The organism is Picosynechococcus sp. PCC 73109, from assembly GCF_001521855.1.
Taxonomy (GTDB): domain Bacteria; phylum Cyanobacteriota; class Cyanobacteriia; order Cyanobacteriales; family MRBY01; genus MRBY01.
Genome location: NZ_CP013998.1, coordinates 2,505,840 through 2,532,609, shown reverse-complemented (window position 1 = coordinate 2,532,609; position 26,770 = coordinate 2,505,840). Strand labels below are relative to the sequence as shown.

Genomic DNA, 26,770 nt, shown 5'->3' with positions numbered 1-26,770 from the left:
ATTTTATTGACAGGAACCAGTCCAGCCGCCACTTGTGCCGTTAGGGCGACTCCAGCTACCGGAAAACTCGCAAGCGGAGCTAAATGTCATTTCAAATGGCCCGGCATCATTACTATTTGTGCGACCCCAACGCCCTTCGACAACATAGGCATTACGATTACTGTCCCAACCTTGGGAAGTGATAGCAATGGTCTGGGTTTGGTTGCGATACCAACCTTCTTGCCAGTGGATATTGCCATAGTTAGACTGCCAAATCTGATTTAAGTTAGGGCGAAATTGTACTGCCGTTGGGATTCCAGGGGGGACATTGAGCACAGGGGGGTTGTTAAGGATCGGTGCATTAGCTTGCATACAGCCCTGGTTGTTATTAAAAACTTGGAGGGTTGCATATTCATTGCTTTGGACAAGTTTGCTGACATATTGCACTGCCCGGGCACTGGTATCACAAATGACAGTCGGCTCCCCGGAACGAAAGGCGCGATCCTGCCAACTGCATTCCCCTGGTTGTAGACCTTGGGGGGCACTACCAGCAGCGGCTCGAAAATTGATTCTGACGTTATTGTTGCCCGTATTGACGATGCTTAAGCCACCACCACCCCGACAGACGAGGGGGTAACTTTGTTGGGCTTGGGCCGGGGCGATCGCCAGGGGAATTGTCAACAAAGAAGCGGCACTGCAAAAAGCAGATATTTGTTTGTAGAAAGCCATGGTTTAGGGATTCCAGGAGGATAACTAAGGGACGAGATTACTTTAGTTGTAGTTCCCCTAAACAAATGCAAATATCTCGTTTTTTAACTAATTGCAGTGAATTTCTATGACGTTTATGGTGTTTTCCGTATTTTGGCGGAGGCTTTTTAAAAAGATCAAGCTAACAGAGATGGCATCAATAATTCTCCCTAATTGTCCAGGGTATTTGAGATTTTTTCGAGGGCGAGTTTTGCTGCGCCGACCATACCGGCATTGTTACCTAACTGGGCCTTGGTCAGTTTTAAATCCACCCGTGAAGAAGGCAGCACCCGCCGTTCAATTTCGGCGATCGCCGCTGGGAGGAAAAAGTCACTGCTGGCACTGATGCCGCCCCCCAGAATAATCATTTCCGGGGTGAAAATATAGATTAAGCTCGTCAGCCCGGCCCCCAACAGTTTGCCGTAGGTTTGCCAATGGGCGATCGCCTCAGCATCTCCCGCCTGGGCCAGTTCTCCTAATTCCCCAGGATCTTTACCAGAAATCCGCTTAACGCCATTGATCGAACAATATTGCTCGAAGGAACCATTATTACCGCTATTGCAGGGGGGGCCATCGGGATTGAGGGTAATCAGGCCCAACTCGCCAGCGGCACCGTAATGGCCCGTAAAAAGTTTTCCGTTGAGGATTACCGCCCCACCGACTCCCGTTCCTAGGGTAATGAGCAGGAGATTTTGGCGATCGCGCCCCGCCCCCAACCATGCTTCTCCCAGACCGGCACAGTTGGCATCATTATTTAACGTGGTGGGTAAACCTGTTTTTGCTTCCACCCAATCGGCGAGGGGCACATCCTGCCAACCACTGAGATTGATCGCAACCTTGGCAATGCGCGCTGTACCATCTACCGGGCCAGGAATGCCGATCCCCACCGCTTTACAACTACGATCTGAGTTGAGTTCATTGACTAAATTGGCGATCGCCTCGGCGACAGCGGTTGGGGTACTGGGTTGGGGCGTAGGTACTGCTTTTTCCGCTAAACAAAGACCAGCGAGGCTAAATTTCCCCCCTTTGATGGCCGTGCCCCCCAGATCAATCCCAATCACTGTGCTCATCTAGTCCAATGCTCCATCTACCAAATTATTCAGACCATACACATGACGACGACCCGCCAAGGCCACTAATTCTACGTCCTTTTCGTCACCGGGTTCAAAGCGTACTGCTGTGCCCGCCGGGATATTTAAACGCATTCCTTTTGTAGCCGCCCGGTCAAACCGCAGGGCACGATTGACTTCAAAAAAATGGAAATGAGATCCCACTTGAATGGGGCGATCGCCCGTGTTGGCCACCGTAACCACCTTTGTTTCTCGGCCTGCATTCAGTTCAATTTCCCCGGCTTGGGGGCGTAGTTCGCCTGGAATCATCGCCATGTCGCTCCAAAAACTGTTTTTATCCTACGCAATTATCAGGAAATGCAACAGAGCAAAAAGTCGCCAAAATATCCAAGCTAGACTGAAAAAAATTTACGGGGGCGATCGCCGATGAGCGGAACCTACACCATCAGAACCATGACCCGAACGGAACTGGATTTAGCCGTTGAGTGGGCGGCCCAGGAAGGTTGGAATCCCGGCCTACAGGATGCCGCCAGTTTCTATGCCGCCGATCCCACGGGATTTCTGGTGGGCTTGCTCGATGGGGAGGCGATCGCCAGTATTTCGGCGGTGAAATATGCCCCAAATTTTGCGTTCATTGGTTTCTATATCGTCAAACCAGAGTACCGTGGCCAGGGTTATGGTTGGCAAATTTGGCAAGCAGCGATCGCCTCCGTGGCTGGTCGCAATGTTGGTCTCGATGGGGTCGTCGCCCAGCAGGAAAATTACAAAAAATCGGGCTTTAATCTGGCCTATAACAACGTGCGTTACAGTGGCCTCGGTGGTGGCCAGGTTTCGGAATCTCCGGGCTTGAAGCCCTTGGCAGTGGTCAATCTTGAAGAAGTTTTTCAGTATGATCAGCGGTTTTTTCCAGGCGATCGCCGCTCCTTTTTAAAAGCTTGGCTGCAGCAACCGGACAGCACCACCTGGGTGATGGTCAATAATACTGAAATTACAGGCTATGGCATGGTGCGTCCCTGTCGTCGGGGTTATAAAATTGGCCCCCTCTTTGCTGACAATGCTGAAATTGCAGAAATTCTCTTTCTCGCCCTCAAAGGCAGTCTTCCCGCTGGTAGTGAACTTTTCCTCGATGTGCCCATGGTTAATCCAGAGGCGATCGCCCTGGCCCAACGCTACCAACTACAGCCCGTGTTTGAAACAGCACGGATGTATACCCAAGCGCCCCCAACAATTCCTGTCCAAAACATTTTTGGGGTGACCAGTTTTGAGTTAGGCTAGCCCATTCTGGAGTTTCAGGTCATGAAAAAAGCATATGTTTGAACACATATGCCTACCGTAAAAATTATTTAACTGACTTATTCGCCGTATTCGTTAAGAATTTCCTTTGCTTCCCGGACTGCATCCGCATTTTTGTTCTGGGCATCTTGCTGCTTGAGCATATGTCTCGCCCAAACCCGTTCCATCGCCCGGAGGGTTTCATTTTTTTCTTTACGCATCCGCATAGCCTTAAACTCCCTTTAAGAAAAACTTGATTTAGTTACTTTTGATACAGAAACTATCTTTTCTATATTATATGTAGCCACCGTCAAAGATTCAAGGGCTTTTTTGGGGTACAAGTCTTCTGAAAATGGGCAAAAAAAATCAGCGGCGATCGCTGACTTATACATTGATTGTCCCTAAAGGAAGGGCAACGAGCTCAACGGTCTAGAAAAGATCAAGGACACTCTGGGTATTTTCCCGGCGGCGCTCGTCCTTCGCTTCATATTCGGCCATGCAGCCATTTTGTTCGACCATCACACAACTGAGATAATCAGTGGCTTCAATCAAGGCCGCCCGGAGCGCTTGGCCAACGGGAGCGCGATTTGTTTCGGTGCGATCGCCACCAAGATTAATGCCAGCAAAACTCGCTGTTGCACCTCCGGAAGTCGAATCAGATTTTGCCTGTCCTTCAATGGTACGCGCATAGAGAACTTCCCCAGTGGTAGAGTCAACAACCCGTAGATCCACGGCAACGTAGGCTTCTTCACTAGAGCCACGGCCACCACCGCCGAGCCGGACGCCACCGATCCGAATACCACTGAGCCCAAAGCCAGTCGATTCTTCCTTGACCCCTTCTTCGTAGGAGGTGATCTGACCGAGCACGATGTATTGCGCCCCTGTGACTTGGCCCCGTTGGGCTCCCGTTTCTGGGCGAACAATTCCCAATTCAGCTAATTCCTGTTCTGACAGGACGGCCCCTAGGTTTTGCCGTTCAACGACGCGGAAGTTGCCAGTGGCAGTAAGCTCATTGCTGAGGGCATCGGCTAGTTCTTGGGAGGTGCTGCTGTTCCACCACCAATAGCTGCCATTGGTTTCGTTTTTAAATTCTGGGACAGAAATAGTCGGTTGCCACTGGGCCAGTGCTTTTTCGCCCCCAAGTCCTAGGGTAAGTGCGAGAAAGGCCAGGGCAGTAGAGCGACTTACGGATGTTAAAAGCTGATTGGTTTTCATGGGTTTCTTTCAGATGCTACGGAATAAGGACAAAGTTTTGGATGGTGCCGTATGCTTGCCCTTATATTTATACGCTTGTGTGTATATGCCGCATACTGACACTGATGCACTTCACTGCACTTAAACATATATTGACGCTTTTGTCCCCTGCTGGGGTTCCCGGTTTGAGGATTTTGTGGGGTGAAATATACTAAAAGGTCTGGAATTCGCTAGAAGCTGGCATTTTCGGTTTGACCACTGCTTTGGAGAAGGGAGTCCCCATGGCCCGTTACGCGCTTGTTCATGAATGGTTGACGCCCTACGCCACGGGGGGTTCAGAGCTGGTGGTGCGAGAAATGCTCCAGGACATTGAGGCGGATCTTTTTGCTCTGATTGATTTTGAGTCGTCTAACCCTGATAGCTATCTCTATGGTCGGGCGATCGCCACGAGTTTTTTACAAAAGTTTCCCCGGGTCAAGTACAGTTTACAAAACTATCTGCCGCTAATGCCCCTGGCGATTGAGCAGTTTAACCTCGAAGCTTATGACGTAATTCTGTCATCGTCCCATGCGGTGGCGAAGGGAATTTTGACACGACCCCACCAGCTACACATTTGCTATTGCCATACACCGATGCGTTATGCCTGGGATTTGACCTTTGATTATTTAGATCATTCTGGCCTCGGCAAGGGCGTTAAAGGAATTTTGGCGCGGTATTTTCTCCATCGACTACGGCAATGGGACGTGATCAGTGCCAACCAGGTGGATTATTTTATTGCCAATTCCCACTGGACAGCCCAAAGGATTTGGCGCTGCTATCGGCGACGGGCGACGGTGATTTATCCCCCGGTAAATTTGGAGCGCTTTGCCTACCGAGAGGAAAAGGATGATTTTTATGTGACGGTGTCGCGGTTGGTGCCCTATAAGAAAGTGGCGTTGATTGTAGAAGCGTTTAACCAGTTAGGCAAAAATTTGGTGGTCATTGGTGGCGGGCCAGAATTAGAAAAGCTGCAAAAGATGGCAAAACCCAATGTGCAAATCCTGGGGCGGCAACCGGATGAAGTAGTGGAAGATTATCTGGCACGGGCAAAGGCCTATGTTTATGCGGGCTGTGAAGATTTTGGCATTGTTTTAGTCGAAGCCCAGGCCTGCGGTACGCCAGTGATTGCCTTCAATCGCGGGGGGGCGGCAGAAATTGTCGCCGATGGGAAAACGGGGATTTTGTTTCCCCAGCAATCGGCCCAGGCGATCGCCAATGGAGTCGAGCGTTTTGAAGCCCAGGCCCAAGATATTCAGCCGGAAGTTTGTTTTGTGAGAGCTCAGCAATTCGCCGCTAACATTTTTCGGCAAAGCTATGTAGAATTTGTAGACAACTGTCAAGAAAAATGGCGCAAATGGCGATTGCCCCGCTCTATTTTTCCAGGGTTCGACCAGTGGTGAGGCGTGACCCTAACGGCCAGGCAGTTTTTGGTGTGTGGAGAGGATCGTAATGGCAGTTTATCGGCAGTTTGATGCGCTGAAATTTGTAGCTGGGCTAGCACGACAAGGCTCAGAATTTTTGTTTGCTCCCAGTGATCATCGCTCCCTGTCCCTGCGGCGCTGGCTCGATGGGGCGGTGGCGAAGCGCAGCTTTGATATTTGTTTTTCCTTCGGCGTTCTGGTGCTATTTTCTCCCCTCTATTTGGCGATCGCCCTGATTATTAAACTCACCTCTCCCGGCCCTGTTTTTTATGTACAACGGCGGGTCGGTAAAGATTTTCGCCCCTTTGGCTGCATCAAGTTTCGGACGATGGTCATTAATGCTGACGCCGTACTCGAAGAAATGTTGCGGCGATCGCCAGAGTTGCGCGCCGAATTTGAACAGGATTTTAAGCTCAAAAAAGACCCCCGCATTACTGGCATTGGCCATATTTTACGCCTCACCAGCCTCGATGAATTTCCCCAATTTTGGAATGTTTTAAAAGGCGATATGAGCATTGTTGGCCCCCGACCCCTCGTCCCCAAAGAGCTTTATAAATACGGTCGCCACATCGACAAAGTTTTGACCATTCGTCCGGGTCTCACGGGGCTATGGCAGGTGTCTGGGCGCAACGATATTCCCTACGGCACAAGGGTACGGATGGATTCTTATTATGTGCACCATCGCCATTGGTTTATGGATTTGTGGATTGTCTGTAAAACTGTTTTTGTGATGCTGTTCCCGAAAAATAACGGTGCCTACTAGGGCGAACTTTCTCGATAAAGCTTTTTGAGAATCGGGATTGTTTCCCACTGCTGGGGGCGAATCTGCTGCCAATCAAGGCCTTGGGGTTGCGGCTGGTTGTGGTGCGTTTGATAAATAGTTGTGGGGGTACAAAGCCAATCCAGGGGCCAGTCGTGGGCTTCTAGGGGTAACGCTGCGGGGGGCACCACCTGCAAATCGTGCACCGTGGTCACAATGGTCGTTTTTTCGTTCATCAGGCCAAAGTGCTGAAGCATCGCTAGTTCTAAATCGGCGAAACCTGCTCCTTTCCCCGTACGCCCGCCGGCCACACTCACCGCTACACAGCCCACCACTGCCAAATCAATGGTTTTCATTTCCGCGAATCTAACGGGACGGCCATATTTGAGGATGTTGTTTTTTTTAGCGACGATCGCCAAATCGAGACCTTGGGGTAGCTGCTCCCGCGTGATGGCAACAAAGCAAGATTCATTCACCAACTGCGGCACCGCCATATACAAGGTTTTTCCCGCAGCTAAGGCTTGGTGACGTACAGAGGCCTGGGGCTGATCGGGATTGCATTTAATCACCGTGGCCTGTTGCCAACTTGCCAAAGCAGTTAACCTCTCAGCGGCGGCGATCGCCCCGACGAAATTCGGAATATGGCCATGGGGAAGCGTTACCGTTGCTCCAGCCGTTGCCAAGCGATCCCAAATGGTCTGCCTAAGGCTTGCTTTTGCGGAGTTGTAATGCTGCCAAGGAGAATCTGCCATTGGTACTATTTGCGGTGGACGGGAAAATCGCGCCTGCGCCACAGTTGCCACCCCCAAACCCCAACAATTAGGGACGTAATCCCCGCATAGAGGGTGCCGCTGGGAAGCCCCGAAAAGGCGATCGCCAAACTCCCTGCCCAGAGGGTAAGGCCATAGATAAATAGAACCGTAGTGCGATGGGAAAAACCTGCTGCCAAAAGTCGGTGGTGCAGGTGCCGTTTATCCGGTTTGAAGGGGGAAGAGCCGCTACTAATCCGCGAAAAAACCACCGTGGTCATATCGATCAAGGGCACTGCCAAAATCACATAGGGCAAGAGCACCGCTGCCGCCGCCGTCGTTTTCACGAGGCCCACCACCCCCATCGCCGCCAGGGTAAAGCCCATAAAATAAGAGCCACCATCCCCCATGAAAATTTGGGCGGGGTTGAAGTTGTAGCGCAAAAAGCCGAGGGCCGATCCCGCTAAGGCCGCCGCAATAAAAGCCACCATGGGTTCGTTGAGATAGAGGGTCGTCACTAACAACACCGCCGCCGCAATCCCCGAAACCCCCGCCGCTAGACCATCGAGGCCGTCAATCCAATTGATCGCGTTGGCCATGCCCACAAGCCAAATTAGGGTCAAAGGTAGGCTCAACCAGCCCACAGAAAACACTTCCCCGGTAAACGGAATCGTCAAAAATTCGATTTGTACCCCCATTAACCAGGCGATACCCGCTGCGACGAATTGCATCAACAGTCGAGATAAGGCGCTTAATTCAAATAAATCGTCCCCAAAGCCAATCCCAAAAAAGGCGATCGCCCCGAACAGCACCCCCAGGATCGGCCATTGTTCCCCAGGAAACAAAGGGGGGAACCAATCCATCTGCCAAGCCGTCCCTAGGGAGACGAGGGTGCCCATAAAAATCGCCACGCCACCCAAGCGCACCATCGGTCGGTCATGGACTTTCCGCTCGTTGGGTCGGTCTACCCGGCCACTCCGTAAGCCAATCGCTTTCACAATGGGGGTACTAATCAGCACCACAACCAGGGCGATTAGACTCGTGACTAAATACAACAATTCCTTCGGCATATTGGCGTTGGCTAAGAACAGAGAGAGTAGAGCAAAACCGAAATAAGAAAAAACCCAGGTTACCTTTTTCATTAAACCTGAGCTTTCCATTATTTAAAAAGATATTAAAGAATTTAGGCGATCGCCGCTACCGGAATCTGCAAATGGGGGTAGAGGGGGAACTTTTCACAAAGATCCGCAACGCGACCCAGACAATCCTGTTTCACCGCTTCATCATCGGGATTCAACAGACGATCCGCAATGATGTTGGCAATTTCGGCAAAGTCCACTTCCTTGAGGCCCCGGGTGGTCATCGCCGGAGAACCGAGACGGATGCCGCTCCCAATCCAAGGCTTCTCAGGATCGAAGGGAACGGTGTTTTTGTTGGCGGTGATGTTGATCTCACTGATCAAAGCATCAGCCCGCTTCCCGTTCATGCCAATGGAGCGCATATCCACAAGCATCAGGTGGTTATCTGTCCCGTTAGAAACGAGTTTGAAGCCACGGCTGACGAGGGTATTGGCCATCGCCTGGGCATTAGCAATTACCTGGGCAGAATAGGCTTTAAATTCCGGCTTGAGGGCTTCGCCGAAGGCCACCGCTTTACCCGCAATCACATGCTCAAGGGGGCCACCTTGGCTACCGGGGAACACCGACTTATCAAATTTCTTGCCCAGGTCGGCGTCACGGGTCATGATCAACCCCCCCCGGGGGCCACGGAGCGTTTTATGGGTGGTAGTCGTCACCACATCACAGTGGGGAATTGGGTTGGGGTGATGGCCTGTTGCGACTAACCCCGCAATGTGGGCAATGTCCGCTATCAAATAGGCACCTACTTCATCGGCGATCGCCCGGAATTTATCAAACTCAATAATGCGCGGGTAAGCAGAATAACCACAGATGATCAGCTTCGGTTTTTCCCGCAGGGCAATTTCGCGGATTTCATCATAATCGAGGCGTTCTGTTTCTTTGTTCACGCCATACTGCACCACTTCAAACCATTTCCCCGACACATTCACTGGCGAACCGTGGGTCAAGTGGCCCCCATGGGACAAGTCCATCCCCATAATTTTGTCACCGGGTTCTAGGAGCGTTAGGAACACCGCAAAGTTTGCCTGGGCGCCGGAGTGGGGTTGAACATTGGCGTGGGCCGCTCCAAACAGTTCCTTGACGCGATCAATGGCAATTTGCTCTACTTGATCGACAAATTCGCAGCCACCGTAATAACGCTTATTGGGAAGACCTTCGGCATATTTATTCGTGAGGACAGAACCCTGGGCCGCCATCACCGCTGGGGAGGTGAAGTTTTCGCTGGCGATGAGTTCGAGGTGTACCCGCTGGCGGTTGAGTTCACTGGCAATCATCCCAGCAACAACGCTATCGGTTTGGGCTAAGAAATCAAGGTTAGTTTGGGTCACGGTGAGGTCTTCCTTTCGCAATCGCAAATAAAATTTAAAAATACTTCCTGCGGATGGCGCATTATACCATCGGCATCGCTAAAATTTTAACAAACATTCCTCGGCGGGCCGGACTAGGTGAATGGCGCTATGGCCCCCAAGGTTAAGCAGTGTAGCAAGTTTAACGAATTTATCAGCAGTTCCCTTTACAATAAAAATTAAGCAAGAGTGGTTGTTGGGTCCCATGGGAGGCAAGCGCAGATGTTGATGATCCTTACGGATGGACAGATCTTACCCACTGATCAAGTGTGCCAGGGCTGTTTAATGGCCGATCAAAGTGGCACCCCCCGCGTACGCCAGGGCAAATTATGTTGCGGCCATCTCATCAATGGCAATTTTCCCAAGGTGGCGACGACCTATGAGTGCCAGATGGGTTTTCGGATTGCGGATGTTGGTGATTAGGCTCCCTGTCTCCAGCGGACTTAATTCCAGAGATTGACCATAAAAAATCCCCCCAATTTTGAAAAATCAAGCGATGGGGGAAATATCAGGTAAAGATTATGTCTGGTATAGGCCTAAGCGATCGTCGGTGCCCCAGTACCCGTTGTATCTTTTGTTTCGCTAAAGAAAGCACTGTAGGCATATCCTGCGGCGATCGCCCCAAAAATAGGTGCTACCCAAAAGAGCCATAGCTGACCGATTAATTCGACGTTGCCACAAAAGAGAGCGACGCCCGTACTCCGAGCCGGATTGACCGAAGTATTTGGTGATTGGAATACTGATCAGGTGAATCAACGTTAAACCGAGACCAATGGCAACTGGGGCAAAACCAGCGGGGGCACGGCGATCTGTGGAACCCAAGATAATCATCAAAAACATAAAGGTCATGACAATTTCGGTAATCAAAGCCGCCAGTAAGCCATAGCCACCTGGAGAATGACTCCCAAAGCCGTTGGTAGCTAGGGGATTCGAGCCGGATAAGTCTAAGGCGCCATTGCCACTGCCGACCACCAAAATGACAAGGCCAGCTAAAGCTCCTCCCAACACCTGGGCCACGATATAGGGAAGTAATTCATGCCCAGGAAAGCGTTTGGCGGCCCAGAGGCCAAAGGAAACTGCCGGGTTAAAATGGCCACCAGAAATATGCCCGAAAGCATAGGCGCCAGTCACAACTGTTAAACCAAAGGCCAGGGAAACCCCCAGAAAACCCAGACCTAAGCCGTTGGAAAGGTCAGCGTCGGATAGGACAACGACGGCGGCAAAAACAGCACTGCCACATCCCCCCAGAACCAACCAGAATGTCCCTAGAAATTCTGCAATGTATTTCTTCATGTATGTCGCCAGTTACAAATAGACTACATACATAATTTTCTTTTCAACTCCAATGAAGAGGCGCTTTTTTGTCATAAGAGTTCACTAAAGATATTTACGTTCAGGCCTAGCCAATCAGCCCAGGATAAATTGCTGTGCAATGAGCTTACTTCGCGCTTTGCAGCACAAGACCAGAGGCGATCGCCATCACGATCAAGTTGGGTAACCAAGCCGCCAAAATAGGGTGCAGATACCCGGCTACGCCCACGGAACTGATCATAAAGGCGAGAAAATAATACCCAAAGATTAACCCCACACAGAGACCAAACCCTGTAGCTTTTCCGGCACTCTGGGGCCGTAAACCAATGGCAGCTCCCACCACACCCAGGGCGAGACAAATGAAGGGAAAGGAAATTTTCTCTTGGAACCGCACCCGCAACTTCCGCAGCCAAGCCTCATCCCGGTCAGGGTCAGCGGCGACGGTCTGCATATATTGTCGGAGCTGGGCTAGACTCATATCTTCGTGCTTGGGTAATTCTTCGTCCACCCGTAGCTCGTTGCTGAGTTGAATTTGGTGGCGGTCAAAGCGCAGCACATTCCGGTAGGAGCCGTCGATATCAATGAAGTAGATAATGCCATTTTGAAAGTTCCACTGATTACGGGCGAGATCCCAGCCAGCGGCATCGGCGGTGACAATTTGATTCAGGCTGCCGTTGGAGCGGTCGATGATTGTCAGATCTTTCATCTGTTGCCCATCAAATTCGGCGGCATAGAATAGGCGCTTGAGGACATCATCCTCGCCATATTCAGGATAAATAATTTTCTCATCTCGAAAGGGCGCTTGTTTTTGTAAAAAGGCTTGTTCAAGGGTTTGGGTGGCCTGGGCATTGGCGAGGGGGATCACTTGGTCTTTAAAAACGAAGGTGATTGCTGTGGCCAAGATACTGAAAATGAGGGCCGGTAAAACGAGGCGATAGACACTAATCCCCAGGCTGCGGAGGGCGATAATTTCACTGTCTCCAGAGAGGCGACTGTAAACAATGAGGGTCGCCAGCAAAACGGCCATCGGCAGGGCAAAACCGATAAATTCCGGCATTTTCAGAGCCATGACCTTCAGAGCCACATCAAAGAGCAACCGAGATTCTCGCACCTGGGCCAAAAGATCAAAGAGACTACCGACGGCGATTCCCAGGGCAGAAAATAGCCCCAAGCCAAACGCAAAGGCTAGATTGAGTTCACCGATGATGTAGCGGTCTAAAACGGCAAGATTTTTGAGCAAAGATTTCATTGAAGCGGCAGGGTGGCAATGGCTTGGGTGAAGTCGTTGATATTGTGGTTCAATTCTTTGGCGATCGCCAATCCCCTTTGGAGCGCAACGAGGGCGTCGGGGTAGCGGCCCGCCTGTTCATAGAGGGTGCCAAGGGTGCGGTAGGTTTCCATCATCCCAAAGCGGTTATAGCTCGCTTCCTGGACGGTGATCAGTTGTTCATAGACCTGGAGACCGGAGGCGTTTTTCTCTTGGGCCAGGTAAAGGGTCGCCAACTGGGTGAGGGCACTTTCGGCGGCGTCAAAATACTCCAGTTCCCAGGCGAGGGTAAAGGCATCGCGGCTAAAGCTTACGGCCTGGGGATAGTCCTGGAGTTGCCTGTAATTTTCGGCGATTTGTTGGTAGGTACGGATCAGTCGGGGCAAGTTTTGTTCTTGGAAATAAACAGCGGTGAGTTGCCGTTGCTGGGCGATCGCCTTTTCGGGCTGCTGGGTTTGCTCGTAGAGGGCGGCGAGTTGTTCCCGGTCTGCGTCCGTGAGGGCGTTGAGGGTTGCGATTTCTTCTAGGGCATTGAGGGCGGCCTTGGTGTTAAACCAATCTAGGGCCAATTGGGTAATTAGGCGCAAAATTTCTGGTTTGTAGGGATCTTCGAGGGTCTCTAGGTGCTGCCGATAGAGGGCGATCGCCCGTTGGGAATCCCGAATTTGTTCATAGGCCGTGGCCAGGGGCAGCAGGAGATTATAGTCTTGGGGGAAATTTTGTTGTTCGATGGCCACCAAACGTTCGGTAATGATCTGTACTGGCTCCGTTTGATTGTCTTCCCAGGCGATCGCCCCGATCCGCCCCAGGCTTTCCACTTCGGCTTGGCGATCCGGTAAGACTTGCCGTAACCGCAGTTGCCGCCACCACCGAGAAAAAGCCGCCTCTTTATTTCCTGCGGCCCATTGCTCGAACCCCTCAGCCTCTAGGGTGATGATTGTCTGGGTTAGTTGGGCCACCTGGGACTCACTCAAGGGGCGATCGCCCTGCTGGGTTGGGAGTAAAGGATCCTGAATTGGCCCTACCAGAGATGCCGCCGAAACCTGCCCGGCCCCCATCATTAAGCTGAGGCTAAGAAAAAGCAAAAGTTTGCGATAACAATTGGTCATGGGGTTTACTCTATTAACAATGGCGAGAAAGGCTTCCCGTCACAGTTTCGATCCTCTGCATAAAAAGTATATGTCCTCTGCGAAAACCGCCAGTAAACTCAAAACTGACCTCGATAATCCGCAATATTATTTTAATCGGGAACTCAGTTGGCTTGAATTTAACCGCCGCGTTCTCAGTGAGGGATTGGACGACCGCAACGTACTGCTAGAGCGCCTCAAATTTCTCGCCATTTTTAGCAATAACCTCGACGAATTTTTCATGGTGCGGGTTGCCGGACTGAAGCAACAAGTGGAGGCCGGGGTCAGCAAACTCTCCTTTGATGGGCGCAATCCAGCCGAACAACTCCAAGACATTTACGAACGCCTCAAACCCCTCGTCCAACTCCAGGATCAGCATTTTCAACACACCCTTAAGCCCCTCCTCGCCCAGGAAGGGATTCACCTCGTTGACTACCTCGACCTCAACCGGGAACAACGGAACTATTTCCATGACTTTTACCAGGAGCATATTTTCCCCGTCCTGACGCCCCTCGCCGTTGATCCGAGTCACCCATTTCCCCACATTTCTAACCTCAGCCTAAACCTTGCGGTGGTGATCAAAGAACCAGAAAACGAAGAACAAGAAAGATTTGCCCGGGTCAAGGTGCCAGGGAATTTTCCCCGGTTTGTCACATTACCCCCAGAGCTTTGCTATTACCCCGATCAAGAAAAAGTGATTTGGGTGGGGGTACCCATCGAACAGGTGATCGCCCATAATCTGGATACCCTCTTTCCCCAGATGAATATCCAAGAATGCTATGCCTTTCGGGTCACTCGCAATGCGTCTCTTTCGGTGGAAGAAGACGAAGCCGATGATTTGATGATCGCCATCGAGGAACAGTTACATAAGCGGCGGTTTAGCGGTTCTGTGGTGCGCCTCGAAATTCACCATTCTATGCCGGAAGATGTGCGGCAAATGCTCATCAAGGAAATGGATCTCCAGGACATTGATGTCTATGAAGTAGAGGGTTTAATTGGTCTAGATTCTTTATTTACATTCCTCGGTTTGCCCCTCAAACACCTCAAGGACAAACCCTGGTCACCCACTGCCCCGGCTTGGCTCGATGCGGGGAAGGGGAGCCGTTCTTCGGAAGATTTTGAGTCGGATTTTTTTGAGTTGATTCGCCAGGGCGATCGCCTTTTGCACCATCCGTACCATTCTTTTTCTGCCACCGTTCAGGCTTTCATTACCCAAGCGGCGAAGGATCCTGACGTGCTGGCGATTAAAATGACCCTCTATCGGACTTCCGGTGATTCACCGATTATTCAATCCCTCATCGAAGCCGCCCAAAATGGCAAACAGGTGGCGGTATTGGTCGAGTTAAAAGCCCGCTTTGATGAAGAAAATAATATTAACTGGGCCAGAACCCTCGAACAAAAAGGCGTTCATGTGGTCTATGGCCTGGCTGGGCTAAAAACCCACACCAAAATTGTCCTGGTGGTGCGCCAAGAGAAAGAGAAAAAAATTCGCCGCTACGTGCACATTGGCACCGGCAACTACAACCCGAAAACCGCCCGCCTCTATACGGATCTAGGCTTACTGAGTTGTCGTGAGGATTTGGGGGCAGATCTCACGGATTTGTTTAACTTCCTCACGGGTTATTCCCGCCAAAGTTCCTACCGTAAGTTATTGGTGGCCCCCGTCACCCTCCGGTCTCGCATGGTGGCAATGATCGAGCGGGAGATTGCCCATGTCAAAAATGGCGGCAGTGGACGGATCGTCGCGAAAATGAATTCCTTAGTCGATCTAGAAATGATCCAAACTCTTTATCGGGCGTCCCAAGCGGGGGTGGAAATTGATCTAATTGTGCGGGGGATCTGTTGTCTCCGTCCCGGTGTCGAGGGCCTCAGTGAAAATATCCGCGTCATCAGTATTATTGGGCGGTTCCTGGAACACTCGCGCATTTACTATTTCCAAAACGATGGGGCTGAGGAAATGTACATCGGTAGCGCCGATTGGATGACCCGTAACCTGAGTCGTCGGGTGGAAGCGGTGACCCCCGTAGAGGATCCCAAGTTAATTGGCGATCTCAACGAGATCCTGGGGATTATGTTGTCCGATAATCGCTTATCTTGGCAGCTCCAGCAGGACGGCCATTACCACCAAAAAGAACCCCATGCCGATGGCCACAGCGACAGCACCCACGATATTTTGATGCAGATGGCTCTCCAGGACAGCTTGGATTAGTTTTTGTTGTCACGCGTTTCAAATTCTGTGGTAGCATCCTAACGCTTTTGGCTTGAACTTTTTGTTACGGAGACACATTGAATTTAAGCGTTTTAAAACGGGAATGGTTTGCCAATGTGCGGGCGGATATTCTGGCTGGTGCAGTGGTGGGATTGGCGTTGATCCCGGAGGCGATCGCCTTTTCGATTATTGCTGGGGTTGATCCAAAGGTGGGCTTATATGCCTCGTTTATCATTGCGGTGATGACAGCCTTTTTGGGGGGCAGACCCGGTTCTATTTCGGCGGCCACGGGAGCGATGGCCCTGTTGATGATTGATTTAGTGAAAGATCACGGGTTGGAGTATCTCTTTGCGACGACCCTTTTGACGGGCGTGATTCAGGTGATCTTTGGGTTCCTCAAACTGGGCCGGCAGATGAAATATGTGCCGCGAGCGGTGGTTCTGGGCTATGTGAATGCCTTAGCGGTGTTGATTTTCTTGGCCCAACTGCCCCAACTGATCGGGAAATCGCCAATGGTTTATCTTCTCACGGCGTTATCCCTGGTAATTATCTATGGTTTGCCCCGGCTGACGACGGTGGTGCCTTCACCCTTGGTGACTTTGGCGGTGATGACGGTGGCGGCGATCGCCTTAAATCTAGACGTTCCCACGGTGGGCGATATGGGCGAACTGCCCACGGCCCTGCCCTTCTTCCGTTTACCCCAGGTGCCCCTGAACTGGGAAACGCTGCAGATTATTTTTCCCTACGCAATCACCCTGGCGATTGTCGGTCTCCTGGCCTCATTTTTAACGGCTTCCCTGGTGGATGAGTTGACCGATACCCCCAGTGACAAGAATCAAGAGGCGAAGGGACAGGGCTTTGCCAACATTCTCACGGCCTTTTTTGGCGGCATGGCGGGCTGCGGCATGATTGGCCAATCGGTGATCAATGTCCAGTCCGGTGGCCGGGGGCGTTTATCGACCCTATGTGCGGGGATTTTTCTGTTAATTGCGATTTTGGGTCTCCAGGATTGGGTGCAACAGATGCCCATGGCGGCTTTGGTGGCGATTATGATTATGGTCTCCGTTGGGACGTTCCGCTGGTCTTCTCTCAAAAATTTGTCCCGTCTGCCGCGCAGTGAATCCATGGTGATGCTAACGACGATGACAGTAATTATCCTGACCCGCAATTTTGCCCTGGGAGTCGCGACGGGCATTGTAATGAGTACGGTCTTTTTCTCCAATAAGATTGCCCAGGTTGTTTTGGTAGACAAGCGGGTGGAAGCTGGGGGCGATCGCCATGTTTATACTGTCCGGGGGCAAATCTTTTTTGTCTCTAAGGAAGAGTTTTTTGACGCCTTTAATTTTGAAGAAGTCGTTGATCAAGTCGTCATCGATCTCAGCGCCGCCCACCTCTGGGATCAAGGGGCTGTGGAAATGCTCGACCGCATCGTGGCGAAGTTTCACCGCACCGGGGCCGAGGTGGAATTGCTGGGCCTCAACGCTGAAAGTGCGAAACTGGTAGATAAGCTGGCCACCTATAGTAAAAAACACACCGCGAAAGTAACCCCGGCCCCCGTAGACGTTTCTTGAAAAGCTTGAAAAACCATGCAACGAATTTTGTTATGCACCGACGGCTCTAACTTTGCCCAGAGCAATTATCAATATGCCGCTTGGTTTGGCGATCGCCTGGGGGCCACCATCGACGTACTCCATGTCACCGATGCCCGGAGTAGGGCCGCCGCCGATGCCCGTAATTTTAGTGGCAGCATTGGCCTGGGAACGTCTGAAAGTCTCCTTCAACGTTTGGTCGCCCTTGAACATGAAAAAGCCAAGCTTGATCATGAACGAGCAAAATTAATTCTCCAAGAAGCCCAAGAAACCCTCACCGCTGCTGGCCAGCCCCCCGCAAAACTCCTCCATGAAGTGGGCTATTTTATTGATTGTCTCCAACACCTAGAACAAAATACCGATCTGATTATTTTGGGCAAGCGAGGGGAATCAGAAAATATCGCCCCCGATCACCTCGGAGCTAATTTAGAGCGTCTGATTCGGTCGAGCCATAAACCCTGCCTGGTCACCTCCCGCGAATTTCAACCCATCGATCGCCTCCTCGTCGCCTACGATGACAGTCCCAGTTGCCGCAAGCTCCTCGACTTTTTGAGTGAATGTGCCGCCCTCAAAGCCTTAGAAATCCATGTGCTGACCGTCACGAAAAAACCCGGTGATGCCACGACAAATCCCTGCCTTACCCAGGCCAAACAACGCTTGAGCGCCGCTGGCATTGAGGCCCATTACCACCTCGTTTCAGGCAACTCCGAAACGGCGATCGCCCAATTTTGTGACCAAGCCAAAATAAACCTGTTAGTGATTGGTGCCTATGGCCATAGCCGCATTCGCCACTTCGTCATTGGCAGCACCACCGCCCAAATTCTCCGGAGCAGTCGTATTCCCGTCTTCGTTTATCGCTAACTGTTTACCGACCTCCGAGGAACACTCCAGAAAGTAAAAATAAAAGTATCATCTGGGACATTACAAAAGAATCATTCCTATAATTTCTAGTTATGTAGTGCACAGGGATTGGCTGTTGGCCAGGGTGATGGCTTGGGATTACCACCATTGTGAGACCAACCATGGCAACAAGTATCTCTCTCTGTGTTGACTCGCAAGAGGAAATTATTAATGCATGACCACATCACGAACACCGGCGGCAAATGTCCAGTAATGCACGGTGCCCTGACCACGAGCAGCATGGCGACAAACATGGAGTGGTGGCCAAAAGCCCTCAATCTGGACATTCTGCACCAGCATGACCACAAAACCAACCCAATGGGCGCAGATTTCAATTATCAAGATGCAGTCAAAACCCTTGACGTTGACGCCCTCAAGCGGGATCTCCATGCACTAATGACAGACAGCCAGGACTGGTGGCCCGCAGATTGGGGACATTATGGTGGGTTGATGATTCGGATGACTTGGCACGCCGCCGGCACCTATCGGATCGCAGACGGTCGGGGCGGTGCTGGGACAGGGAATCAACGTTTTGCCCCGATCAACTCTTGGCCCGACAACACCAACCTAGACAAGGCCCGTCGCCTCCTCTGGCCGATCAAAAAGAAATATGGCAATAAATTGAGTTGGGCCGATTTGATTGCCTATGCTGGCACCATTGCCTATGAGTCCATGGGACTAAAGACCTTTGGCTTTGCCTTTGGCCGTGAGGACATTTGGCATCCTGAAAAAGATATTTATTGGGGTTCAGAAAAAGAATGGCTGGCTCCCAGTGATAACCCCCATAGTCGTTATTCTGGTGAGCGGGATCTAGAAAATCCGTTAGCTGCGGTAATGATGGGCTTGATCTATGTCAATCCTGAAGGCGTAGACGGCAACCCTGACCCCCTCAAAACAGCCCATGATATTCGTATCACTTTTTCGCGGATGGCGATGAACGACGAGGAAACCGTCGCCCTTACCGCTGGCGGCCATACCGTGGGTAAGTGCCATGGTAATGGGGATGCAACCTTACTTGGCCCAGAGCCCGAAGCCGCCGACCTCGATGACCAAGGTTTGGGTTGGCTGAATAAGACCCAACGTGGCATTGGTCGTAACACCGTCACTAGCGGCATTGAAGGAGCCTGGACGACCTATCCAACCCAATGGGACAACGGTTATTTTCGGCTATTGCTCAATTACGACTGGGAACTGAAAAAAAGCCCAGCAGGGGCCTGGCAATGGGAACCAATCAATATCAAAGAAGAGGACAAACCCGTTGATGTTGAAGATCCATCGATCCGCCTCAAGCCAATTATGACCGATGCCGACATGGCCATGAAAATGGATCCGAACTATCGACAGATTTCTGAGCGGTTTTACCAAGATCCGGCTTATTTTGCCGAAACTTTTGCCCGGGCCTGGTTTAAACTCACGCACCGGGATATGGGGCCGAAGTCCCGCTACATTGGCCCGGATGTGCCCCAGGAAGATTTGTTGTGGCAAGATCCGATTCCAGCGGGCAAGACGGACTACGATCTGCAAGCAGTTAAGGAAAAAATTGCGGCCAGTGGTTTAAGCGTTAGTGAAATGGTCTGTACGGCCTGGGACAGTGCGAGAACATTTCGGGGCTCAGACAAACGCGGTGGGGCAAATGGCGCGAGAATTCGCTTGGCTCCCCAAAAGGATTGGGCAGGGAATGAACCGACCCGCTTGGCTAAGGTGTTGCCAGTACTAGAGGCGATCGCCGCCGAGACTGGAGCCAGTGTCGCAGATGTAATCGTTCTGGCAGGCAATGTTGGCATTGAGCAAGCGGCCCAAGCGGCGGGAGTGGAGATTACGGTGCCCTTTGCCCCAGGCCGTGGTGATGCGACGGCGGAAATGACCGATGTCGAGGGATTCGCAGTGTTAGAGCCCCTCCACGACGGCTACCGGAACTGGCTCCAAAAAGACTATGTGGTCAGCCCCGAAGAATTAATGCTCGACCGCACACAGTTGATGGGACTGACCGCCCCTGAGATGACTGTTTTGGTCGGTGGGATGCGTGTACTGGGCACCAATTATGGCGGCACCAAGCATGGCGTGCTCACAGACCACGAGGGCGCATTGACCAATGATTTCTTCGTCAATCTGACGGATATGAAATATACCTGGAAGCCAGCCGGTAAGAATCTTTATGAAATTGGCGATCGCCACACCGGTGAAGTCAAGTGGACAGCCACGCGGGTTGATCTCGTTTTCGGCTGTAACTCTATCCTGCGGGCCTATGCCGAAGTCTATGCCCAAGACGACAGCAACGAGAAATTTATCCAGGATTTTGTTGCGGCCTGGACAAAGGTGATGAATGCAGATCGCTTTGATCTAGCTTGATTTCCGAGTTAAATCCCCACAGGATCGCGCTTTTTTGAGTGGGTGAGTGTGGGGATTTAGAAAAAATTACTGATCTAGCTTGAGAACTGCCATAAACGCCTCTTGGGGCACATCGACCGTACCAATCGACTTCATGCGCTTCTTACCTTTCGCCTGTTTCTGGAGCAGCTTTTTCTTCCGGGAAATATCACCACCGTAGCACTTGGCTAAAACGTCCTTGCGTAGGGCTGGAATATGCTCACTGGCAATGATTTTAGAACCGATCGCCGCCTGAATCGGAATCTTAAACTGGTGACGGGGGATTAATTCTTTGAGCTTCTCGGCCATTGCCCGTCCCACATTGTAGGCCTTGTCCCGATGGACAATCATCGCGAGGGAATCCACCGAATCTTTATTTACCAAAATATCCAGGCGCACCAACTGCCCAACCCGGTAGCCAATGAGCTGATACTCCATGCTGGCATAACCTCTGGTGCGGGACTTTAACTGATCGAAAAAGTCTGTCACTACCTCCGCCAAGGGAAGTTCATAGATGATATTTGTGCGGCTTTCGGTGAAATACTTCATATCCTTGAAAATGCCCCGTCGCGTTTGGCACAGATCCATAATGGTGCCCACAAATTCTTCCGGGGTAATCACATCCACTTGAATGTAAGGTTCTTCGATTTTTTCTCGTTTCTGGGGATCTGGTAATTGACTAGGGTTATCAATTTCCATCACTTCCCCATCCGTCGTGGTGACTCGATAAACCACCGAAGGCGCCGTTGTAATCAAATCCAGGTTATATTCCCGCTCCAAACGTTCTTGGACAATTTCTAGGTGAAGAAGGCCCAGGAAGCCACACCGGAAACCAAACCCCATGGCACTGGAAGTTTCTGGCTCAAAAGAAAGGGCCGCATCGTTCAGTTTCAATTTATCGAGAGCGTCCCGCAGATCTGAATATTGGTCGGCATCGGTGGGGAAAAGACCGCAGAAAACCATCGGTTTCGCTTCGGTGTAACCTGGTAGCGGTGCTGGTGCTGGGTGGACAGCAGAAGTGATCGTATCGCCGACCCGTGCATCTTCAACGGATTTGATCGCCGCCGCAAAGTAGCCTACTTCTCCGGCGTGGAGAGCGTCTACTTGCACTTGGTTTGGTGCGAGGACGCCCAGTTCATCGATTTCATATTCTTTTTTGGAGGCCATCAGGCGCACTTTGTCGCCTTTTTTAACTTCGCCATCCATTACCCGGAAATAAACAATTACGCCACGGTAGGGGTCATAGTAACTGTCAAAAATGAGCGCCCGCAACGGTTGATCGATGGTATCGGCCGGGGGCGGTACCTGTTGGACAATGGACTCTAAAATATCGTTGATGCCGAGGCCCTGTTTGGCGGAAGCTCGAATAATGTCAGTGCAATCTAAACCGACCACTTCTTCAATTTCCTCGGTAACTCGATCAGGTTCAGCACCGGGCAGGTCGATTTTGTTTAAAACGGGAATGATTTCTAGGTTGTTGTCCAGGGCGAGGTAAACGTTGGCAAGGGTCTGGGCTTCAACCCCTTGAGAGGCATCTACGACCAGTAACGCCCCTTCACAGGCGGCCAAGGAGCGCGATACTTCGTAGGAAAAGTCAACGTGGCCTGGGGTATCGATGAGGTTGAGGATATATTCTTCGCCATCCTTCGCCACATAACGCATCCGTGCGGCCTGGAGCTTGATGGTGATTCCCCGTTCCCGCTCCAGTTCCATGTTGTCGAGGAACTGTTCTTTCATATCCCGTTGCGCCACTGTTTGGGTGTCCTGGAGCATTCGGTCTGCCAGGGTTGATTTCCCATGGTCGATGTGGGCAATGATCGAAAAATTACGAATACGAGAGACAGGAACGTCAGTCATGGAAGATCCACTAATTTTTGAAAAACTTTACTTATTTTAACTAATGAAGGGAGCCTTCATCGCGGAAAGACGAGGGAAGGAGCCGGGATTGCCACGGATTTGGGGAGAATTTTCTGGAAAGTTAACGAGGGATTTAGGCTCGTTTGCGGCGACTAAGGCGAATCCCCTGTTCTTTGAGAATTTTACGCACGGTTTCGCGACAAATGTGTTTGACAATTTTTTGGGCTTTGAGTTCTCGCACCAGGAGACTGAGGGACCAATAGTCGTGGCCAGGGGGAGGCCCGTCGTGGTAGAGGGCAAGAAGTTTGGCGATCTTAGCGTCGCTGAGTTTGGGTTTGATTGGCGGTTGCGCCCTGGGTTTACGGCCGAGGGCTTGGGTTTCGCCATCGCTGACAAAAAGCTTACGGACACGGGCGACGGTATTGGGATGAACGCTCAGGGCTTGGGCGATTTGTTGATCTTGCCAGTTGCCATCGGGGTGGGCGCGGTCGGCCATGAGTAGAATACGGGCATGGAGCATTTTCTTGGCTGGTTGGTAACCATTACGGGCGATCGCCCAGAGTCTTTCCCGTTGTTCAGTGCTCAAACACACCTTGTATTTAGTCCGCCTGCCCATAGAACCCGATAAAATAAACTGAAAATTTGATTCAATACTGCTCAAAATTCACAAAAAATCGCCCTTAATTTACCATGACTATTGCACCACGCAGACAACCCGGCCGTGCCAAACGTAATCGTACCAGTCTGCTTTTTGAGCGAGGTATGGCTCTCTTGGCCTCTGTGAATTTGGTGTTAGTCCTCTTTGACCTGAGTTACATCCCCCTGCGTAATTTCTGGTTACAGGGCCGAGTTCAATTTTACGCACGCATCGCTAAATATGAATGGAAATTTCCCGCCGAGCCGGTGCGCATTCTCCCGGTTAATGTAACCCACGCCTATGACTGGGTAAAGGGCATCGAAGAAAATCGCGATACCGCCTACTATCTCCAACGGGTCGAAGATCTCCAAGCAAAAATTCAGCAGATTAACGATCTGACCCTCCGGTCTACAGGTTCAAATAATGGCATTGTCGGTTCTGGCGATCGCCAAGACATCACCACCCAACTCCGTCGCTACAACCAAGAACAAGAAGCCATCCTTGCCGAACTCCGGGAACTGAGCGTTGAGATGGTGGATACCAATCCCTTTGAAATCGCCAACAAAACAGGCACCCTTGAGAAGATAAAAAACCGGATGCGTCGTCACGTTTTTGGCGATGCCTCTGCCTCCTCCAAAGATGCCTTTCAACTCTTTTGGAGCAGTGAATATCTCTCAGAAAATGGCTGGCGTGAAGAATTCAACTTTTACGAACGCGAAATCGAACCCCTCCTAGAAACCAACTATTTCCGTCCCATTGGCGAAAACGGCAAATACATTGATAACTTTGGCATTCTCGATTTTCCCTTCTTTCTCGCTTTCCTCCTCGAATTTCTGGCCCGGAGTTGGTACATCAGTCGGCGTCGCACAGGCGTAAGTTGGTTTGATGCCATGCTCTGGCGTTGGTACGATATCTTTCTGCTGATTCCCCTTTTCCGTTGGTTACGGGTGATTCCTGTGATCGTTCGTCTCAATCAAGCCGACCTTATTGATCTCAGCGCAATCCAAAAGCAAGCCAGTCAAGGTTTTGTTGCTGGCATCGCCGAAGATATTACCGAAGTCGTTGTCATTCGGATTATCAATCAAATCCAAGGCTCCATCCACCGGGGTGAATTTGCCACTCTTTTGGCCCAAACCACCAGCCGAGAATATGTCGATTTAAATGACATTAATGAACCCGTCGAGCTCGCAAAGCTCATGGCCAACCTCTTAGTCCACCAAGTCTTACCCAAAATTCAGCCCGAGGCCGAAGCCGTCATTCGCCATACCCTGGATCGAGTCATTTCCATGTCCCCTGCCTACCAAGGCTTACAGATGCTGCCCGGCATTGGCGATCTTAAAGGCACCCTGGCCAAACAACTTTCCCATCAACTTTATCAAGTCACCGCAGACACCCTCAAAGCAGTCCTCGAAGAAGACCCCGTCTTTGAACAGCTGCTCGAAGAACTCTTAACCCAACTCACCAGCAGCATCACCTCCGAGATCCAAGGCCAAGAAAGCCTTGCCCAAATGGAATCATTGATCAATGACCTCCTTGAAGAAGTCAAGATTAATTATGTTGAGAGACTCTCTGAAGAAGATGTCGAAGACATTCTGGAACAAACCCGTGCCCTGCGGCAGATGACCCGTTAAATTCACCCATAAAAAAACGAGGGTAAATCACTTACCCCCGCTGTTTGTTTACATTGCCAATACGATTGAAATCACAATGGCGATCGCTTACTTGGTTTCAGAGAACTCTGCATCAATGACATCGTCCCCACCATCGTTGCCGCCACTACCACCGGGCGCAGCACCACCCGCTGCCGCATTCGGGTCAAACCCTGCAGCGGAAGGATCACCACCAGCTTGTTGGTAGATGTTGCTGCCAATGGTGTAGAGCAACTGTTGCAGTTCCGGCATTAATGTCGAGATTTTCTCATCATTTTCCTGGGCAACCGCTTCCTTGAGATCTTTAATCATTTGGTCAGCTTTGCTCTTGTCGTCGGCGGGCACTTTGTCACCGAGCTCTTCGAGTTGCTTTTCAGCTTGGTAAACGAGGGAATCTGCCTGATTCTTGCGGTCAATTTTTTCGCGGCGTTCCTTATCTGCTGCGGCATTGGCCTCTGCCTCGCTAACCATCCGTTCTACTTCATCGTCCGGTAATGTCGATGCACCAGTAATACTGATGGATTGTTCTTTACCAGTGCCCTTGTCTTTCGCCATGACGTTCAGAATACCGTTGGCATCAATGTCAAAGGTTACTTCGATCTGGGGTACACCACGGGGAGCCGGCGGAATGCCATCGAGACGGAAGGTCCCAAGGCTCTTGTTGTCCTTGGACATTTCCCGTTCACCCTGCAGGACATGGATTTCGACGTTGGTTTGACCATCAACAGCGGTGGAGAAGACCTCTGATTTTTTGGTCGGGATGGTGGTGTTTCTGGGGATAATCTTGGTCATCACGCCACCGAGGGTTTCTACACCCAAAGATAGGGGCGTAACGTCGAGGAGGAGAATATCTTTAACTTCACCCGCAAGGACGCCACCTTGGATCGCGGCACCAATCGCCACAACTTCGTCGGGGTTCACAGTCTGGTTGGGCTTTTTACCCAGCACGCGCTCAACGACATCTTGCACGGCGGGAATTCGGGTAGAGCCCCCAACGAGAACGATTTCATCGATGGCAGACTTGTCGAGTTTGGCATCACGGATCGCGTTTTCAACGGGGATGCGGCAGCGGTCGATTAAGTCAGCACAAAGCTCTTCAAATTTCGCCCGGGTTAGGCTCATGTCGAGGTGCTTCGGGCCATCTTGGGTCGCGGTGATGAAGGGGAGGTTGATGTCTGCTTGGGTAACGTTAGACAATTCGATTTTTGCTTTTTCAGCAGCTTCGGTCAGACGTTGGAGGGCTTGCTTGTCTTTGCGGAGATCAATGCCTTCGGTACGCTGGAATTCTTCGGCTAAGAAATCAACGATTTTTTTGTCGAAGTCATCCCCACCCAGGTGTGTATCACCGGAAGTCGCGAGAACTTCAAAGACACCGTCACCGACTTCCAGGATGGAAACGTCGAAGGTTCCACCACCAAGGTCAAAGACGAGGATCGTTTCGTTACTCTTCTTATCTAGACCATAGGCGAGGGAGGCAGCGGTGGGTTCGTTGATAATCCGCAGCACTTCTACCCCGGCGATTTTCCCGGCGTCCTTAGTGGCTTGACGTTGGGAGTCATTGAAGTATGCAGGAACAGTGATAACAGCCTGGGTAACGGGTTCACCGAGGTACTTACTGGCGTCTTCGATCAGCTTGCGGAGTACCTGGGCAGAGATTTCTTCGGGGGCGAATTTTTTCTCTTTGGCAGGGCAATCAATTTTTACGTTGCCGGTGCTGTCGCGTTCTACTTTGTAAGCAACTTCAGTGGATTCGTTGCTGACCTCACTGTGTTTGCGGCCGATGAAACGCTTCACGGAGTAAAAGGTGTTGCCAGGGTTCATCACGGCTTGACGCTTGGCGATTTGCCCTACGAGCAGGTCTCCGTTTTTGGCGTAGGCAACGACGGAGGGGGTAGTTCTAAATCCTTCTGCGTTGGCGATTACAGTCGGCTTACCGCCTTCCATAACGGATACGCAAGAGTTGGTGGTTCCGAGGTCAATACCGACGACTTTTCCCATAGCAGTGTGACTCCAAAGATCAGCGATTTAACTTGAATAAGACTTTCAAATATTGGTGCAAGTATGACGACTAGATATTCTAGGTTCGTTCATATGACTATTCCTATAGTGCTGTGCGATTTAAGGATCTTGATAGTGTAGGT

The 26,770-nt window shown here is 51.1% G+C and carries 22 protein-coding genes and 1 pseudogene; 9 read left to right on the top strand and 14 right to left on the bottom strand.

What is annotated here, in order from left to right; genetic code table 11:
* Positions 1–3 precede the first annotated feature (3 nt).
* From AWQ23_RS16210 to AWQ23_RS12145, 3 genes are all read right to left on the bottom strand, one after another.
* The gene (locus AWQ23_RS16210) at positions 4–708 is read right to left on the bottom strand and encodes a hypothetical protein (protein ID WP_071884930.1); all 705 of its coding nucleotides are present in this window, start codon (positions 706–708) and stop codon (positions 4–6) included.
* A gap of 188 nt (positions 709–896) precedes the next feature.
* Positions 897–1,796, bottom strand: coding sequence for an ROK family protein (locus AWQ23_RS12150; RefSeq protein WP_062435817.1), 900 nt, complete (start codon positions 1,794–1,796; stop codon positions 897–899).
* Complete coding sequence (locus AWQ23_RS12145; RefSeq protein WP_062436680.1) at positions 1,797–2,105, bottom strand: urease subunit beta; 309 nt, start codon at positions 2,103–2,105, stop codon at positions 1,797–1,799.
* A 117-nt stretch (positions 2,106–2,222) separates the two neighbouring features.
* On the opposite strand from AWQ23_RS12145, the gene AWQ23_RS12140 reads away from it, so the two are divergent.
* Positions 2,223–3,071 carry a GNAT family N-acetyltransferase gene (locus tag AWQ23_RS12140; protein ID WP_062435814.1) on the top strand — a complete coding sequence of 283 codons (849 nt, stop codon included), beginning with the start codon at positions 2,223–2,225 and terminating at the stop codon, positions 3,069–3,071.
* Positions 3,072–3,148: 77 nt separating this feature from the next.
* Here AWQ23_RS12140 and AWQ23_RS16035 read toward each other — a convergent pair whose 3' ends face one another.
* Together AWQ23_RS16035 and AWQ23_RS12135 are read right to left on the bottom strand one after the other, a co-directional pair.
* A complete protein-coding gene (locus AWQ23_RS16035; protein WP_156785474.1) occupies positions 3,149–3,295 on the bottom strand; it encodes a hypothetical protein in 147 nt (48 codons plus the stop codon).
* 202 nt (positions 3,296–3,497) lie between these two features.
* Entirely contained in the window at positions 3,498–4,283 is a 786-nt protein-coding gene (locus tag AWQ23_RS12135; protein WP_062435813.1) for a CsgG/HfaB family protein, read from the bottom strand.
* A gap of 260 nt (positions 4,284–4,543) precedes the next feature.
* Here AWQ23_RS12135 and AWQ23_RS12130 point away from each other — a divergent pair, with 260 nt between their 5' ends.
* On the top strand, positions 4,544–5,701 hold the full coding sequence (locus tag AWQ23_RS12130; RefSeq protein ID WP_062435810.1) for a glycosyltransferase: 1,158 nt from the start codon (positions 4,544–4,546) through the stop codon (positions 5,699–5,701).
* A 49-nt stretch (positions 5,702–5,750) separates the two neighbouring features.
* Complete coding sequence (locus AWQ23_RS12125; protein WP_062435808.1) at positions 5,751–6,485, top strand: sugar transferase; 735 nt, start codon at positions 5,751–5,753, stop codon at positions 6,483–6,485.
* On the opposite strand, the gene AWQ23_RS12120 is transcribed toward AWQ23_RS12125, so the two are convergent.
* From AWQ23_RS12120 to glyA, 3 genes are all read right to left on the bottom strand, one after another.
* The gene (locus AWQ23_RS12120) at positions 6,482–7,234 is read right to left on the bottom strand and encodes a 5-formyltetrahydrofolate cyclo-ligase (protein ID WP_062435806.1); all 753 of its coding nucleotides are present in this window, start codon (positions 7,232–7,234) and stop codon (positions 6,482–6,484) included. The genes AWQ23_RS12125 and AWQ23_RS12120 overlap by 4 nt on opposite strands.
* A 5-nt stretch (positions 7,235–7,239) precedes the next feature.
* Complete coding sequence (locus tag AWQ23_RS12115; RefSeq protein WP_012308027.1) at positions 7,240–8,301, bottom strand: glycosyltransferase family 4 protein; 1,062 nt, start codon at positions 8,299–8,301, stop codon at positions 7,240–7,242.
* 113 nt (positions 8,302–8,414) lie between these two features.
* A complete protein-coding gene (gene glyA / locus AWQ23_RS12110) occupies positions 8,415–9,698 on the bottom strand; it encodes a serine hydroxymethyltransferase (RefSeq protein ID WP_062435804.1) in 1,284 nt (427 codons plus the stop codon).
* Between the two features lie 240 nt (positions 9,699–9,938).
* Here glyA and AWQ23_RS12105 point away from each other — a divergent pair, with 240 nt between their 5' ends.
* Complete coding sequence (locus AWQ23_RS12105; RefSeq protein ID WP_012308025.1) at positions 9,939–10,139, top strand: hypothetical protein; 201 nt, start codon at positions 9,939–9,941, stop codon at positions 10,137–10,139.
* Between the two features lie 113 nt (positions 10,140–10,252).
* Here the strand turns inward: AWQ23_RS12105 and aqpZ are convergent.
* The 3 genes and pseudogenes from aqpZ to AWQ23_RS12090 form a co-directional block, all read right to left on the bottom strand.
* Positions 10,253–11,009 (bottom strand): annotated as a pseudogene (gene aqpZ, locus AWQ23_RS12100) (aquaporin Z).
* Positions 11,010–11,154: 145 nt separating this feature from the next.
* Complete coding sequence (locus tag AWQ23_RS12095; RefSeq protein WP_062435802.1) at positions 11,155–12,276, bottom strand: LptF/LptG family permease; 1,122 nt, start codon at positions 12,274–12,276, stop codon at positions 11,155–11,157.
* Positions 12,273–13,403 (bottom strand): lipopolysaccharide assembly protein LapB, encoded by a 1,131-nt coding sequence (locus tag AWQ23_RS12090; protein ID WP_062435800.1) that lies wholly within the window; start codon positions 13,401–13,403, stop codon positions 12,273–12,275. Before AWQ23_RS12090 ends, AWQ23_RS12095 begins: the two co-directional genes overlap by 4 nt.
* Before the next feature lie 70 nt (positions 13,404–13,473).
* Between AWQ23_RS12090 and ppk1 the strand changes: the two genes are divergently transcribed.
* The 4 genes from ppk1 (at position 13,474) to katG (ending at position 20,468) form a co-directional block, all read left to right on the top strand.
* Complete coding sequence (gene ppk1, locus AWQ23_RS12085; RefSeq protein WP_062435799.1) at positions 13,474–15,630, top strand: polyphosphate kinase 1; 2,157 nt, start codon at positions 13,474–13,476, stop codon at positions 15,628–15,630.
* Between the two features lie 77 nt (positions 15,631–15,707).
* Complete coding sequence (locus AWQ23_RS12080) at positions 15,708–17,201, top strand: SulP family inorganic anion transporter (protein WP_012308020.1); 1,494 nt, start codon at positions 15,708–15,710, stop codon at positions 17,199–17,201.
* 15 nt (positions 17,202–17,216) lie between these two features.
* On the top strand, positions 17,217–18,080 hold the full coding sequence (locus AWQ23_RS12075; protein WP_062435797.1) for a universal stress protein: 864 nt from the start codon (positions 17,217–17,219) through the stop codon (positions 18,078–18,080).
* A 210-nt stretch (positions 18,081–18,290) separates the two neighbouring features.
* Entirely contained in the window at positions 18,291–20,468 is a 2,178-nt protein-coding gene (gene katG / locus AWQ23_RS12070; protein WP_315862665.1) for a catalase/peroxidase HPI, read from the top strand.
* A gap of 66 nt (positions 20,469–20,534) precedes the next feature.
* Here the strand turns inward: katG and lepA are convergent, their stop codons facing one another.
* Both lepA and AWQ23_RS12060 read right to left on the bottom strand, forming a co-directional pair.
* Entirely contained in the window at positions 20,535–22,343 is a 1,809-nt protein-coding gene (gene lepA, locus AWQ23_RS12065; RefSeq protein ID WP_012308017.1) for a translation elongation factor 4, read from the bottom strand.
* Positions 22,344–22,476: 133 nt separating this feature from the next.
* A complete protein-coding gene (locus AWQ23_RS12060; protein WP_198158656.1) occupies positions 22,477–22,929 on the bottom strand; it encodes a helix-turn-helix domain-containing protein in 453 nt (150 codons plus the stop codon).
* A gap of 104 nt (positions 22,930–23,033) precedes the next feature.
* On the opposite strand from AWQ23_RS12060, the gene AWQ23_RS12055 reads away from it, so the two are divergent.
* Complete coding sequence (locus AWQ23_RS12055; RefSeq protein WP_062435795.1) at positions 23,034–24,611, top strand: hypothetical protein; 1,578 nt, start codon at positions 23,034–23,036, stop codon at positions 24,609–24,611.
* A gap of 87 nt (positions 24,612–24,698) precedes the next feature.
* Here AWQ23_RS12055 and dnaK read toward each other — a convergent pair whose 3' ends face one another.
* Positions 24,699–26,627: a molecular chaperone DnaK gene (gene dnaK, locus AWQ23_RS12050; RefSeq protein ID WP_012308014.1), complete on the bottom strand. Its 1,929-nt coding sequence runs from the start codon at positions 26,625–26,627 to the stop codon at positions 24,699–24,701.
* Positions 26,628–26,770: the final 143 nt, after the last annotated feature.

Bases quoted from the DNA above. Each gene is read 5' to 3' on its own strand.
- AWQ23_RS16210 (WP_071884930.1), bottom strand. From the start codon at position 708: ATGGCTTTCTACAAACAAATATCTGCTTTTTGCAGTGCCGCTTCTTTG.
- AWQ23_RS12150 (WP_062435817.1), bottom strand. From the start codon at position 1,796: ATGAGCACAGTGATTGGGATTGATCTGGGGGGCACGGCCATCAAAGGG.
- AWQ23_RS12145 (WP_062436680.1), bottom strand. From the start codon at position 2,105: ATGATTCCAGGCGAACTACGCCCCCAAGCCGGGGAAATTGAACTGAAT.
- AWQ23_RS12140 (WP_062435814.1), top strand. From the start codon at position 2,223: ATGAGCGGAACCTACACCATCAGAACCATGACCCGAACGGAACTGGAT.
- AWQ23_RS16035 (WP_156785474.1), bottom strand. From the start codon at position 3,295: ATGCGGATGCGTAAAGAAAAAAATGAAACCCTCCGGGCGATGGAACGG.
- AWQ23_RS12135 (WP_062435813.1), bottom strand. From the start codon at position 4,283: ATGAAAACCAATCAGCTTTTAACATCCGTAAGTCGCTCTACTGCCCTG.
- AWQ23_RS12130 (WP_062435810.1), top strand. From the start codon at position 4,544: ATGGCCCGTTACGCGCTTGTTCATGAATGGTTGACGCCCTACGCCACG.
- AWQ23_RS12125 (WP_062435808.1), top strand. From the start codon at position 5,751: ATGGCAGTTTATCGGCAGTTTGATGCGCTGAAATTTGTAGCTGGGCTA.
- AWQ23_RS12120 (WP_062435806.1), bottom strand. From the start codon at position 7,234: ATGGCAGATTCTCCTTGGCAGCATTACAACTCCGCAAAAGCAAGCCTT.
- AWQ23_RS12115 (WP_012308027.1), bottom strand. From the start codon at position 8,301: ATGCCGAAGGAATTGTTGTATTTAGTCACGAGTCTAATCGCCCTGGTT.
- AWQ23_RS12105 (WP_012308025.1), top strand. From the start codon at position 9,939: ATGTTGATGATCCTTACGGATGGACAGATCTTACCCACTGATCAAGTG.
- AWQ23_RS12095 (WP_062435802.1), bottom strand. From the start codon at position 12,276: ATGAAATCTTTGCTCAAAAATCTTGCCGTTTTAGACCGCTACATCATC.
- AWQ23_RS12090 (WP_062435800.1), bottom strand. From the start codon at position 13,403: ATGACCAATTGTTATCGCAAACTTTTGCTTTTTCTTAGCCTCAGCTTA.
- ppk1 (WP_062435799.1), top strand. From the start codon at position 13,474: ATGTCCTCTGCGAAAACCGCCAGTAAACTCAAAACTGACCTCGATAAT.
- AWQ23_RS12075 (WP_062435797.1), top strand. From the start codon at position 17,217: ATGCAACGAATTTTGTTATGCACCGACGGCTCTAACTTTGCCCAGAGC.
- katG (WP_315862665.1), top strand. From the start codon at position 18,291: ATGCATGACCACATCACGAACACCGGCGGCAAATGTCCAGTAATGCAC.
- lepA (WP_012308017.1), bottom strand. From the start codon at position 22,343: ATGACTGACGTTCCTGTCTCTCGTATTCGTAATTTTTCGATCATTGCC.
- AWQ23_RS12055 (WP_062435795.1), top strand. From the start codon at position 23,034: ATGACTATTGCACCACGCAGACAACCCGGCCGTGCCAAACGTAATCGT.
- dnaK (WP_012308014.1), bottom strand. From the start codon at position 26,627: ATGGGAAAAGTCGTCGGTATTGACCTCGGAACCACCAACTCTTGCGTA.